This window comes from Synechocystis sp. CACIAM 05, from assembly GCF_010222815.1.
Taxonomy (GTDB): domain Bacteria; phylum Cyanobacteriota; class Cyanobacteriia; order Cyanobacteriales; family Microcystaceae; genus Synechocystis.
Genome location: NZ_CP019225.1, coordinates 3,508,793 through 3,521,592, shown reverse-complemented (window position 1 = coordinate 3,521,592; position 12,800 = coordinate 3,508,793). Strand labels below are relative to the sequence as shown.

The 12,800-nt window shown below is 48.0% G+C and carries 13 protein-coding genes; 7 read left to right on the top strand and 6 right to left on the bottom strand.

The genetic code is table 11. From position 1 onward, the window contains the following. Positions 1 to 40: 40 nt before the first annotated feature. The 3 genes from BWK47_RS16950 (at position 41) to BWK47_RS16480 (ending at position 2,016) form a co-directional block, all read left to right on the top strand. Entirely contained in the window at positions 41 to 199 is a 159-nt protein-coding gene (locus BWK47_RS16950) for a hypothetical protein (RefSeq protein ID WP_204250429.1), read from the top strand. 90 nt (positions 200 to 289) lie between these two features. Further along, positions 290 to 1,777, top strand: coding sequence for a cobyric acid synthase CobQ (cobQ, locus tag BWK47_RS16485; protein WP_162329501.1), 1,488 nt, complete (start codon positions 290 to 292; stop codon positions 1,775 to 1,777). Further along, on the top strand, positions 1,777 to 2,016 hold the full coding sequence (locus BWK47_RS16480; RefSeq protein ID WP_162329500.1) for a 2Fe-2S iron-sulfur cluster-binding protein: 240 nt from the start codon (positions 1,777 to 1,779) through the stop codon (positions 2,014 to 2,016). Before cobQ ends, BWK47_RS16480 begins: the two co-directional genes overlap by 1 nt. Positions 2,017 to 2,130: 114 nt before the next feature. Here BWK47_RS16480 and BWK47_RS16475 read toward each other — a convergent pair whose 3' ends face one another. From BWK47_RS16475 to BWK47_RS16465, 3 genes are all read right to left on the bottom strand, one after another. After that, entirely contained in the window at positions 2,131 to 2,553 is a 423-nt protein-coding gene (locus tag BWK47_RS16475) for a hypothetical protein (RefSeq protein WP_237269704.1), read from the bottom strand. 134 nt (positions 2,554 to 2,687) lie between these two features. Next, positions 2,688 to 4,139 carry a pyruvate kinase gene (gene pyk, locus BWK47_RS16470; protein ID WP_162329498.1) on the bottom strand — a complete coding sequence of 484 codons (1,452 nt, stop codon included), beginning with the start codon at positions 4,137 to 4,139 and terminating at the stop codon, positions 2,688 to 2,690. A 42-nt stretch (positions 4,140 to 4,181) separates the two neighbouring features. Further along, positions 4,182 to 5,408 carry an NAD(P)/FAD-dependent oxidoreductase gene (locus BWK47_RS16465; protein ID WP_162329497.1) on the bottom strand — a complete coding sequence of 409 codons (1,227 nt, stop codon included), beginning with the start codon at positions 5,406 to 5,408 and terminating at the stop codon, positions 4,182 to 4,184. A 363-nt stretch (positions 5,409 to 5,771) separates the two neighbouring features. On the opposite strand from BWK47_RS16465, the gene trxA reads away from it, so the two are divergent. Then, positions 5,772 to 6,095, top strand: a complete 324-nt coding sequence (trxA, locus tag BWK47_RS16460; protein ID WP_010873851.1) for a thioredoxin — start codon at positions 5,772 to 5,774, stop codon at positions 6,093 to 6,095. A 175-nt stretch (positions 6,096 to 6,270) separates the two neighbouring features. Here trxA and BWK47_RS16455 read toward each other — a convergent pair whose 3' ends face one another. Beyond that, positions 6,271 to 7,299 carry an asparaginase gene (locus tag BWK47_RS16455; RefSeq protein WP_162329496.1) on the bottom strand — a complete coding sequence of 343 codons (1,029 nt, stop codon included), beginning with the start codon at positions 7,297 to 7,299 and terminating at the stop codon, positions 6,271 to 6,273. 49 nt (positions 7,300 to 7,348) lie between these two features. After that, positions 7,349 to 7,870, bottom strand: coding sequence for a CGLD27 family protein (locus tag BWK47_RS16450; RefSeq protein WP_162329495.1), 522 nt, complete (start codon positions 7,868 to 7,870; stop codon positions 7,349 to 7,351). A gap of 169 nt (positions 7,871 to 8,039) precedes the next feature. Between BWK47_RS16450 and wecB the strand changes: the two genes are divergently transcribed. Together wecB and BWK47_RS16440 are read left to right on the top strand one after the other, a co-directional pair. Next, positions 8,040 to 9,155: a non-hydrolyzing UDP-N-acetylglucosamine 2-epimerase gene (gene wecB / locus BWK47_RS16445; RefSeq protein ID WP_162329494.1), complete on the top strand. Its 1,116-nt coding sequence runs from the start codon at positions 8,040 to 8,042 to the stop codon at positions 9,153 to 9,155. Positions 9,156 to 9,269: 114 nt separating this feature from the next. Then, on the top strand, positions 9,270 to 10,676 hold the full coding sequence (locus BWK47_RS16440; protein ID WP_443081623.1) for a sodium/glutamate symporter: 1,407 nt from the start codon (positions 9,270 to 9,272) through the stop codon (positions 10,674 to 10,676). A gap of 120 nt (positions 10,677 to 10,796) precedes the next feature. On the opposite strand, the gene aroH is transcribed toward BWK47_RS16440, so the two are convergent. Further along, a complete protein-coding gene (gene aroH, locus BWK47_RS16435; RefSeq protein WP_162329492.1) occupies positions 10,797 to 11,180 on the bottom strand; it encodes a chorismate mutase in 384 nt (127 codons plus the stop codon). A gap of 203 nt (positions 11,181 to 11,383) precedes the next feature. Between aroH and BWK47_RS16430 the strand changes: the two genes are divergently transcribed. Then, positions 11,384 to 12,574: a tetratricopeptide repeat protein gene (locus tag BWK47_RS16430; RefSeq protein WP_237269703.1), complete on the top strand. Its 1,191-nt coding sequence runs from the start codon at positions 11,384 to 11,386 to the stop codon at positions 12,572 to 12,574. Positions 12,575 to 12,800 lie beyond the last annotated feature (226 nt).

Below are 12,800 nucleotides of genomic sequence, written 5' to 3'. Positions count from 1 at the left end.
TATATCAACAGATAGTACGAAATTAATAGCGTTAATTTCAATGGCTAATCCTGCAAGATTAATTGACGTTTCATCCCTGTTAAACATTGATTATTTATATTATCAATCTACTTGGTCATTAACCATTACATTATGCTCAAAAAGTTATCCTTGCCTTAAACGGCGATCGCCTGGGGCCACTGACTTGACGGGTTCATAGGGGATGGAGCCATACAGTCATAGAATGGAGTGCCCCAGGAGCTTTGTTTTCCTAGCTGATTCTTCCATTCAGTCCAAGCAAAATTTGACTATGAAAGCAATTATGGTGGTGGGTACCACATCCCATGCAGGCAAATCCTTTTTGACCACAGGGCTATGTCGTCTGCTCCGTCGTCGGGGCGATCGGGTCACCCCCTTTAAGGGACAAAACATGGCCCTGAATGCCTTTGTCACCATTGATGGAGGGGAAATGGGCCATGCCCAAGCAGTGCAGGCCTGGGCGGCGGGGACTGTCCCCCAGGTAGCGATGAATCCAATTTTGCTCAAACCCCAGGGGGATATGACTTCCCAGGTGATTATGTTGGGCAAGGCTGTGGGTACAACCAGGGCCCAGGAATATTACCAGAATTACTTTGACCGGGGCTGGCAGGCGATCGCCAACTCTTTAGAGACCCTAGCCCAGGATTTTGACGTAGTGGTATGCGAAGGGGCAGGCAGTCCAGCAGAAATTAACCTCAAACATCGAGACTTGACCAATATGCGTGTGGCCACCCATCTCCAGGCCGCCACCATTCTCATTGCAGATATTGACCGGGGTGGGGTCTTTGCCCATGTGGTCGGTACATTGCAACTGTTAGAGCCGGAGGAAAGAAAATTAATTAAGGGTATTGTTATCAACAAATTTCGGGGCCAACGTTCCCTGCTGGACAGCGGGATTACTTGGTTGGAAGAATATACCGGCATTCCTGTTTTGGGTGTCATTCCCTACGGGCAAAATCTTTTCTCCGCCGAAGATTCCCTCGATCTACTAGAAAGAAGTGGTCGCCCCAGTAAAGAAGATATTCGCATAGTAGTACTGCGCTTGCCCCGCATTGCCAACTTTACTGACTTCGAGCCCTTGGAAGCGGAATCCGGTGTTTACGTGAATTATCTTCCCTTAGAAAAGCAACTAGGCAACCCCGACGCCGTAATTATTCCCGGCAGTAAAACCACGATCGCCGATCTGCAAGCGCTGCAAAACAGTGGCATGGCGCAGCAAATTATGGATTATGCCCAAGCTGGAGGGACTGTGATGGGCATTTGTGGCGGCTATCAAATGCTGGGGCAAACCATTGCCGATCCGGAAAACATAGAAGGCAATGTCAGTAATTGCCAAGGGTTGGGACTCTTACCCCTAACCACCGTTATCAACCAAGAAAAAATTACCCGCCAATGTCAGACCATCACCCACGCTCCCCAACCGGGTTTAACTGTCACTGGCTATGAAATCCACCAGGGCATCAGTCGGCGATCGGAGCATGGGCAAGACTTTCTGCCCATGTTTGACCAAGAAGAACTGGGCATGGTCAATGCCCAACAAAACCTTTGGGGCTGCTACCTCCACGGCCTATTCGATAACGGTGCCTGGCGACGGTGCTGGTTAAATAATTTACGTCAACGACGGGGCTTGGAACCATTACCAACCTCCATTGGTAATTACCAAGAACAACGGGAAAGTATGTTAGATTCATTAGCGGATTTTGTTGAAGCCCATGTCAACCTTGAGCCAATTTGGCAATCTCTCCTAGGGAAAAATTAATGGCAGTAACGATACACTTTTTGCCTGACGATGTGACGGTAGCGGCCCGGGTAGGGGAACCAATCTTAGATGTGGCAGAGAGGGCTGGGGTATTTATTCCCACGGGCTGTTTAATGGGTTCCTGCCATGCTTGCGAAGTGGAACTAGGGGATGGCACTCCCATTTGCGCTTGTATTAGTGCGGTGCCAGTAGGGGTACAGGAATTAGAAATTAATCTTTATGATGATCCCACCTGGTAGTCTTTTGCTGTTTTGAAACTGATTTCCGCATATTGAATCGCAGTAAATATTAGCCCCACCCACAAAATTTGGCTTGCTAGGTTAAGCAGGTGAGACTATTGCTTTTTTAGCAGATTAAATCTCTTCAAATCGGAGATTAAGGTTAATGGTGTCAGGGCCAAGCATCGTTCCCTGAATAACCAACACCACTGCTTTGCTTGAATCTTTGGGAGTTAAAGTTAACGTTGCCGGAGTATCAAAGACAATGCTGAAGCCCCAATCTCCCTGGGTTGTGTTGATGGTTCTTTCTGCGTAGCCCATTTTGGTCAGAGCGTCTTGGTAAAACTTCACCGTGGGGGCTGGTTTACCCTGGGCTTGAAAATTTAGGCCCTGTTGTCCATAGGCATTGGCCATGAACATGTTACCTACATTCTTGGGACTACCCTGGGGTCGGGGTAGTTTCACCAAAATATCTGCGCTGTTAGCTTGGCTAACCAGAAAAGGACGGGCTTCAGCTTCAACAACAGCAGGAACTTGTTCAATGGTGTTTGCGGGCATAATCCCTAACAAAGCGGTTAAAAGAGGGAATAATGACATAATTTTGCTATTTTCTAGAAATTATTCCAAGTATACTTCCTGAAAACAGTGGTGCAGAATCCTTGTCCAGCAACTATGGATTTGAGGCATAGGTTTTAAGAAATACGGTGAATCTTGAGGAAATTAGTGCCCCTGGGTATTTTAGTGGGAATTCCCGCCATGATTAGCAACTGATCGCCCTTTTCCACCATTTTTCTATCCCGCAGTAGTACCTCCGCCTGTTGGATTAAATCCTCAAAGGTGTCAAATTCTTCGTTAATTAAAAAGGGAATAATACCCCAAACTAAGTTGAGGCTATGGTAAACCTTTTCTGAGGGAGTGAAAGCAATCACCGGCACCGACGGTCTTTGGTTGGAAGCGAGGAGAGAAGTAAAACCTGAGGTGGTGAACGTGACAATGTATTTTAAATCTAGAATTCCGTCAATTACCACTAACGCTTCACTTAGGGCATGGGTTTCCGTATTTTCTATGGGGGGATTATTAACAAGATGTAGACCCACTTCCGTCTCTTCGGCAATTTTTCGCAACATTTGCACTGATTTAACGGGATATTGTCCCACAGCCGATTCCCCCGATAACATCACCGCATCGGTGCCGTCCAAAATAGCGTTGGCCACGTCACTGGCTTCCGCCCTGGTGGGTCGGGAATTTTGAATCATGCTATCTAGCATTTGGGTAGCGGTGATGACCGGAATGGCCCGCACGTTACAGCGCCGAATAATTTCCTTTTGCAAACGGGGAACCTTTTCTGGGTTTACTTCCACCCCCAGATCGCCCCTGGCCACCATAATGCCGTTGGAAACTGCCACGATTTCTTCTAGATTATCGATCGCCTGGGGTTTTTCAATTTTGGCAATGACCGGCAGATCAGGATGGCCCCGTTCAGCGAGAAATTGTTTAAGGGTGTGGATATCTTCCCCTTTGCGGACAAAACTAAGGGAAACCCAGTCAATGCCTTGGCTCAAACCAAATTCTAAGTCTTGCTTGTCTTTGGTCGTCATGGAAGGTAGGGTTAGGACTAAACCCGGTAGATTGACCCCTTTGCGACTTTTGAGGACGCCCCCGGTCACCACTTCACAAATTACCTCTGGATCTTGAATGGACACAACTTTCATTTCCAGTAAACCATCGTCCAATAAAATTCTTTCCCCTACTTTTGCCTCCGTCGCCAAATGGGGATAGTCAATGCCCACCGCTCCAGGATGGCGATCGCCAATTTCCACCGGCACCAAAGAAACTTTTTCCCCTTCCCGCAGTTGCTTTTCTCCACCCGGCAACTGACCAATGCGAATTTTGGGCCCCTGTAAATCTTGCAAAAGGGTAATGGGGGTATCCATTTCCTGCTCCACTGACCGTAGTAGGCGAACCATGGTGGCGTGGTCCTCATAACTACCGTGGGAAAAATTCAGCCGGGCCACATTCATGCCCGCATCCACCATCTGACGTATCACCTCCACCGAACTACTGGCGGGGCCAATGGTGGCCACAATTTTGGTGCGATGACTTAGGGGTCTCATAAACTTCACCGGGTTAATCAGGACTGGCACTGGAATTTTAGTCCAACTTACTGAGGAGGAATTAAGGGAATGTTATGGAGCCGCCATCCCCTGGGCCGCCAACCAAGCCGTAGTCCAGGCATTTTGAAAATTAAAACCGCCGGTAATACCATCTACGTCGAGGATTTCCCCGGCAAAATATAATCCAGGACAACAACGGCTAGCCATGGTCTTAAAATCCACTTCCTTGAGGGTAATGCCCCCACAGGTGACAAATTCTTCTTTGAACACCCCTTTACCTTTGATCTGACAGTGGTAGCGGTGGATATTCTCTGTTAGTTGTCGCTCCTGAACCTTGGAAAAATCGGCCCAACATTGCCCCGGTTTAATACCAGCCTGGGTCGTCAACCTCTGCCAAAGTCGTTTAGGTAAAGCAGTGGCGGTAAAGTTAGCGATTTGTTTGCGGGGATGGCTTTGCTTTGTTGCTCGCCATTGAGATATGGATTCCAGGGGAGTCACTGTAGGCAGCCAGTTGATCCAGAGGGAATGGTCATAACCCGATGCCTGTAATTGTCTTGCTCCCCAGGCAGATAGTTTTAACACCGCTGGGCCGCTCAGCCCCCAATGGGTAATCAACACCGGGCCCTGGTGACAATAGATTCCTTTAAATTTTGGGTCTAAACTCACTAGGGCATTTTCCACACTCACCCCGGCCAGATCGGTCAACTGGGCGTTTGGAATGTTAAAGGTAAACAGGGAAGGCACCGGAGTTTGGATGGTATGACCCAATTGTGCTGCCCAGCGATAGCCCAAGGGATTACTGCCCGTGGCCAACAACAGGCGATCGCCATTAATGATTTCCCCCGATTTAAGCGTTACTTGGAATTGCTCCCCCAGTTTTTCCAGCCCTTGCACTGGCGATCGATTTCTTAACTCCACTCCTGATCGCCGGGCCGCTGACAGCAAACAATCCACAATGGTGCCTGAGTCATCGGTAACGGGAAACATCCGCCCATCTGCTTCCGTTTTGAGTTGCACCCCCTCCGCCCCAAACCAGGCGATCATTTGCTGGGGTTGAAAACGACTGAACGCTCCCCGCAACGCCTTACCCCCCCGGGGATAGTTTTGCACTAACTGGGTCGGGTCAAAGCAATGGTGGGTCACATTACAACGTCCCCCCCCAGAAATGCGGACTTTAGCCAGGAATTTCGACCCCGCCTCCAACAAAATTACTCTACCCTCCGGCAGATTTCTGGCACAGTTAATCGCCCCAAAAAAGCCAGCCGCTCCTCCCCCGACCACAATCACAGTTCTTGCCATAGTTTTGACCAACCTTTATCTCTGAATTTCACTGGAAAATGGATCTAATCACCCCAAAAATCCCTTTAAAAAACTTAACAAATACGGAACTCCCCACCGACAAAAACCCTATGCCCCCCGTCCCAACCTGTACAATGAAGAGGGCGGAGACGTAAGTTTCCGTTCACTCCTCACACCACACTCCGCCTGGATGATGTTCGGGCGGTTTCTTCTTATCTGCTCCCCAGGGGGAAAAGTGTGACGCCAACTGTGACAAAAGATGAATAAATTCTAAGTTTCACGATATTTTTCCATACAGGGGTCAACAATTGGTTATGGTAGTATTCTAATCAGCCCATCACGAGGTTTAGAAGGATTTCCAGTATGAGTGCTACCCCTCAAGTTTCCGACGCAAGTTTTAAAGAGGATGTATTAGACAGCGAGTTACCCGTGCTCGTAGACTTTTGGGCTCCCTGGTGTGGCCCTTGTCGCATGGTAGCCCCCGTCGTTGATGAAATCTCACAACAGTACGAAGGTAAGGTCAAAGTCGTTAAGTTAAACACCGACGAGAACCCCAATACCGCTAGTCAGTATGGCATCCGCAGTATTCCCACCCTAATGATTTTCAAGGGGGGTCAGAGAGTTGACATGGTGGTGGGAGCCGTGCCCAAAACCACCCTGGCCAGCACCCTAGAAAAATATCTTTAAGCGCTGGCTTCCCTGCTTTGTGACGGTTTCCCTCTGGATCGTGACCCTTCCTAGGACACGGTCTTTTTTTTGCCTTTTAATCCCCCTGTTGGCTATGCCCCAAATTATTTTGGGCTAAATATCGGAGTTTCGTTTTTTCGTTCTAATGGGCTGATCCACCCCTAACTTTTAGAGTTCACAGCATGGCTAATTCGCCAATCACTTCCAGGCGTTTATATTTGCCCAGCCGGACGAATTTTTCCGACAGAGTTTCCGCCACCTGGGGAGGAATCCACCCCATTTGTTGCAGCAGGTGAATGGCTACAGCATACTTAGCCCGTTTGGAACCGTCTTTTACTTTGATGGCTAAGCCTAAGCCTTCTCCCACTCGCCCCACACATTGCACCCCTTCAGCGCCGGATTTACTCACCAGCTCTCCTTCCATCTGTTGCATAAGTTCCGTATCAAAACAGCCTTCCCCAGCGACAAAATAGGGGTAGTAAGTCATGGCCCGAGCCACTCGTTCCAAACCCAATTGTTGCCCCGAAGCCAGCAGTGCATACAAATGAGCTATTTGTCCCAACTCCATGGCGTAGGTGGGGGCCCCGCAGTCATCGTGGGCGGCGATCAATTCGGCTCCGGGCATGCCCAACAGATCCGCTACTTTGGACAGAATTAGTTTTTGGATGGGACTATTTTGTTGCAAATAACTGTGGAGTGGCCAGTCCTGTTGTTGGCAAACGGCCAGCATCCCCGCATGTTTACCGGAGCAACCATGGTATAGAGGGCTTTCCTGTCCCGCTGGTATGGGACATTGCAGAGCTTGAGGCTCAATGTCGGCCCGCCAAAGAATGTTGAATACCTGCCGAGCTTGTTCAATGGTGCCTTGGTGGGAACCACACATAATGGCCAGGTCTTTGTCGGTAAGACCATAGCGTTCCATGGTACCGGTACTGGTGACGGCTAGGGCTTGAAACGGTTTGAGGGAAGAGCGAATAAAGGCATTGCTGGTGCTATCGCCGGCCAGCATTAAAACCCTTCCCCTATCGTCGTAAACTGTGGCTTCAGCCCAGTGCTGGGATTCGATGATGCCTTCCCTCAGCAAATGCACTTCGATGGGGGTAGTGTGGGGACGTTTTCCTCTGCTCATGCTGTTGGGGGAATTTCCGATGATGGTAAAGTTTCGCGGGGTTCTATGGAGTAACCTATCCTCAATTCTAGGCATTTAGGGTACTTTGCACGGATCGCATCCAATTTGATCTCTGCAATTTTATTCAATGGAGAAATCGAAAAATGCTCCAAATAAAAATGTCGATCGCCATGGTGACCCCCAGGAGTTTCAAGGTTCTTTGCCAACGCTGTAGTACGGGGTTAACTTGATAGCGCAAAATAAGTTGGTCCCTGGTTTGCACTTCCAATGGTTTGCGCCATACTTGGCCATCGTACCAACCGGATTCTTCGTAGGTGACGGTTTCCGCCCCTAGGCGATCGCCAACGTAACGCCAGCCCAACATCAATCGCAACACAAACAGAGACAATAAAAGGCAAATACCCAGCACAATCAGAAAACCACACTGAACTGGTTGCTTTTCCACTGAAAAACTGGCGGAAGCGATCGGACTGACAATAAAACTGATCAGCAGGGCCAGACGGGTGAGGTTTTTGCCGTAGCTAAGCAGATCTACTTGACCCCAGGAATAGAGCCAAGCAGATTTTAGCGCTTCATATTCGTTGACCGGCTGTTGGTCGATAGGCACAGGACAGATCTGGGGGGAAGATTCCCGCATCGGCTTCATGGGTTTGGGAAGATGGGCTAGAGGATTTGGTGTAATTCCTTCCCATTTTGACCCAGAATTTCGGTGAGCACCAAGTTATGGTGAGCTAGGAAATTTGCTTAATTTTGCCTAAAGCAGATTTTCCTGGGGCCCCTCTCCGCTAACCTGGGATTATCTGTGTTGGTGACCTATGCCTGTATCTCCCCTATCAGTTTGTATTACCCTGGGCACCCGCCCCGAAGCAATTAAATTAGCCCCAGTGATCCGTGCTTTCGTGGCCCAGCCTGATATGCACACCCAAGTGTTGTTAACGGGACAGCATCGGGAAATGGTGCAACAGGTGATGGATTTATTTGCATTGTCGGCGGACGCAGATCTGGAAATTATGCAACCGGGGCAAACCCTCACGGACATTACCCAGGGCTGTTTAGAAGGACTAGGACAACTATGGCAAGAAAAGCCGCCCCAATTGGTCATTGTCCAGGGGGACACCACCACTGCATTTGCTGCGGCCCTGGCAGCTTTTTACCAACAAATCCCCATTGGCCATGTGGAAGCGGGTTTACGCACTGATAATTTGTTTAACCCCTATCCAGAGGAAGCCAATCGTCGCCTGATTTCCCAAATAGCCCAGTTGCACTTTGCCCCCACCACCTTGGCGGTGGAGAATTTACGGCGGTCCGATGTCACCGGGGAAATCCATTTAACAGGCAATACAGTCATTGATGCATTATTAACAGTGGCGGAACAAAAACCAGCCTGTTCCATTCCAGGTTTGGACTGGCAGAAGCATCGAGTTTTACTGGCCACAGTGCATCGCCGGGAAAATTGGGGGGAACCTTTGCAGGATATTTTGACCAGTTTTAGGCAAATCCTGGAGCAGTTTCCCGACACGGCCCTATTACTGCCCATGCACCGTAATCCCACTGTGCGGGAACCGATTCAAAAGGCGTTGGGTGATCATCCCCGGGTTTTTCTGACAGAACCCTTGGATTACGCCCAATTGGTGGGGGCAATTCAGCATTGTTACTTACTTTTAACGGATTCCGGTGGCCTGCAGGAAGAAGCTCCTAGTTTAGGAAAACCTGTGTTAGTGTTGCGGGAAACAACGGAACGGCCAGAGGCGATCGCCGCTGGAACCGCCAAATTAGTGGGAACTGATCCAGCCACGGTCACGAAAGCTGCCGGGGAATTACTAAGTCAACCCCAGGCCTATGAACAAATGGCCAACGCCATTAATCCCTTTGGGGACGGTACCGCTAGCCAAAAAATCATCGAAATTGTCCGTAACTATTTCCAGCATTAAAGCTGATGCCACCATTGTCTTGAATTTGTTAGTCAAAACTATTAGTAAAACCACATAATGCTCAGTTTAATTAATGTTTTATTTGCCTTTATAACCATAGCGATTTTAATCCTAGTGAGTAGGTTTCTTAAGCAAAAAATTAAACTATTTCAAAAACTGTATTTACCAGAATCGATTATCGCCGGGGCGATCGCCCTGTTGTTGGGGCCTGGAGTTTTCGGTGCTATTGCCGTGGCTTTGGGGGTGCCTGCCGACGGCTATTTAGCGGGGGGCGTATTTTCAGAAACCACCCGTGCGGTCTGGGCCCAATCCCCCGGAGTATTTATAAATATAGTTTTTGCCGCTCTCTTCCTAGGGGAAACCATTCCCAAACCAAAGGAAATTTGGCGAAAAACTGCTCCCCAGGTAGCCTTTGGCCAGACCCTTGCTTGGGGTCAATATGTTCTGCCCATACTGGTAACTTTGTTGATTTTAATTCCCCTATTTGATGTCGATCCCATCATTGCAACTTTAGTGGAAATTAGTTTTGAAGGAGGCCACGGAACAGCCGCAGGGATGGCAGAAACTTTTAACCGATTAGACTTTCCCGATGGGGGAGATTTGGCCCTGGGGTTAGCCACGGTGGGTATTGTTACAGGGGTAATTGCTGGAACGGTGCTGGCCGATTGGGGGAGGCGCAATAATTACATCCAAGAAATACCGACGGAGGTACCAGCAGGGGACGCTCAATTTCAACCTACAGGCCATCTGGAGAGTGATCGGGTTTTAACCAGAAGGGCCCGGTTAATGCAGAATCTTTTAGTTGATCCCCTGTCTTTAAACTTTGGTTTTACGGCCCTAGCAGTGTTGATTGGCTGGATAATTTTAGAATTACTTAGGTTATTAGAATTTTTCACCTGGGGAAAAACGGGTTTTGAGTTAGCTGGAGCCATTCCCCTATTCCCCATGGCTTTGATCGGGGGAATTATTGTCCAACTAGTCATGAAAAAGTTGGATTTAGATACCTTAATTATTCGCAATTTACAGGAAAGAATTGCTGGGGTTGCACTGGATTTAGTGGTGGTAACTGCTTTGGCTTCCATTAAACTGCAAGTGTTGGGGGCTAACTTGCCCGTTTTTCTTAGTTTGTCTTTGGTGGGAATTGTTTGGAATATTGTCGCTTTTGTCTACCTAGCACCAAAAATTTTACCGAGCTACTGGTTTGAACGGGGCATTGGTGATATGGGCCAATCCATGGGAGTTACTGCCACGGGAATTCTCTTAATTAAAATGGTGGACCCCCATAACCGCACGGGTGCATTTGAGAGTTTTGCCTATAAACAATTATTTTTTGAACCCATTGTTGGCGGGGGATTATTTACAGCAGCGGCCCCTACTTTAATCCGACAATTTGGCCTAGTCCCCATGCTAATTTCTACCTCTGGCCTATTAGCTTTTTGGTTAATCTTTGGTTTCTGGAACTATAAGGTTATTAAACGAGAAATGATCGCCGAAGCAAATTCTCCCAACCCAATTACTTGATATTGGTATTCAGGGAATAATAAACTGCAATTAGGTCTGTTCTATGTACGAAAAATTGCAGTATTTAGCAGCGTTAAAAATTAAGATCTTGTAACGTCTTGGTCAAGCCTTGGTCAATCTTTAAAATCTGGCTAGATGCCAATCGGGGCGTAAACTGCGAGCTTGCCGTAAATAAGCGTGGTACATCTCAGACTGGGGACTTTGGCTGTTGACATGGATCAACACCCGGATACACCGTTCCAAACTACCTTTTACATACATTTGTTGGACATCTAGCAGGGGTACATTTTCCCAACGGGACCTCTGCCTGGCGATCGCCGCCGGAAAAATAGCATCAAGGTCGGTGGTAACAGAGAAGGTTACGCTGACAATGTCTTCAGGGGGACAGGCATTATTCGCTTCAATGACATCCAGTAGCTCACAGACCGCATCTCGGATTGCCTCAGAGCTATTTTCCGAAACCGTCGTTGCACCCCGAATTGCCCGAACTTTCCAGTCCACCACCCTCAACCTCCTCGTTAATTGCTAGTAAGTTTAGTCTTTGTGAGTTGAATTTAATTTAATCGGTCTAGTTACGGGGGCAAAAGTTCCCCGTTTAGCCCTAGCCCAAGGGTAAGGGACTATTTTGCTTGGAAACCACACCCATCTTACCGGACAATTCGGTTAGGATGATTGACTGACCTTTTGCCAATTTTGCCTGAATGTCTATGCCTCGCCTCAGCCTTTGCATGATTGTTCAAAACGAAGCCGCTTTCCTAGGAGATTGCCTGGCCAGTGTGGCGAGTTTAGTGGAAGAAATAGTCATAGCAGATACAGGGTCCACCGATAACACAGTGGAAATTGCCACCCAGGCGGGAGCTAAGGTGATCACTGTGCCTTGGCAGGATGATTTTGCCCTGGCTCGCAATCAGGCCCTAGCGGCCACCACTGGAGATTGGGTTTTAGTCCTCGACGCGGACGAAAGGTTGAATATTTTGGTAAAAGATGGCATCGAAAAGGCGATCGCCATGGACAATGCCTTAGTGGTGAACCTAATGCGCCACGAACTGGGCAGTAATCAATCTCCCTATTCCTTGGTATCCCGACTGTTTCGTCGTCATCCGGCAGTGCAATTTAACCGTGCTTACCACGAAACCATTGACGACAGTGTGTTGGCCTTATTAACCCAGGAACCGGATTGGCAAGTGATTGACTTACCGGGGGTGGCCATTTTGCACCAGGGCTATAACCCTACTTTACTCAGGCAACGGGGCAAAACCCAACGGGCCAAGCATTTACTCGAAAAAGCCAGGGTGGATAATCCCCAGGATCCTTACCTCTGCAGTAAGTTGGGAGCCTTATATTTTAGTTTGGGGGATGAAAAAGAAGGGGTAAAACTACTCAAGCAGGGTCTAAAAAGCAATACAGCTTCCATCCCTGTGCGATTTGAATTGCATTACCATTTGGCCAACGCCTACCGTCGCCAACAAAAATGGGAACTGGCTCGGAAGCATTATCAAAAAGCCCTGGATGAAGAAATTTTATTGCCTCTAAAATTAGGTGCTTTGATTAATTACGGTGCTTTTTTACAAGACTTGGGGGAATTGGGTGAAGCAATTAAGGTTTATCAAGCAGTAATTCACATTGATCCATCCCAGGCGATCGCCTTTTTTAATCTGGCCATGATTTATAAAGCCCAAGGTAATTTGCTAGAAGCTATTAAAGGTTATCAAGAGGCCATTGCCCTGCAACCAGATTATGCTGAAGCCTATCAAAACTTAGCTGTTACTAGCTTTAAAGCTGGGCTAATTCAGGAAAGTGTCGATGCTTTTCAACAGGCGATCGCCCTTTACGAACAACGGCAATCTCCGGAGGCAGATCGACTAAGAAAAAACCTACGAGAAATGGGTTTGATCTAAATGTGCAATTTATTCATGGAAATGCCAAAGGAATTGTTTGAGTGAAACTGGCTCAAGATTCGATTATCACCCAAGAAAAGTTAACTATCGCTCTTCTATCATAGTGGGTAGGATAAAATGGAGAAGATAGCCTGAAATGCAGAAGTGGTATATGGTTGCCCCACGTGAAGCAAAAGAAACAGTACAATTCATTGACAAATACTGCGAAGGATACGGAGACTTATTT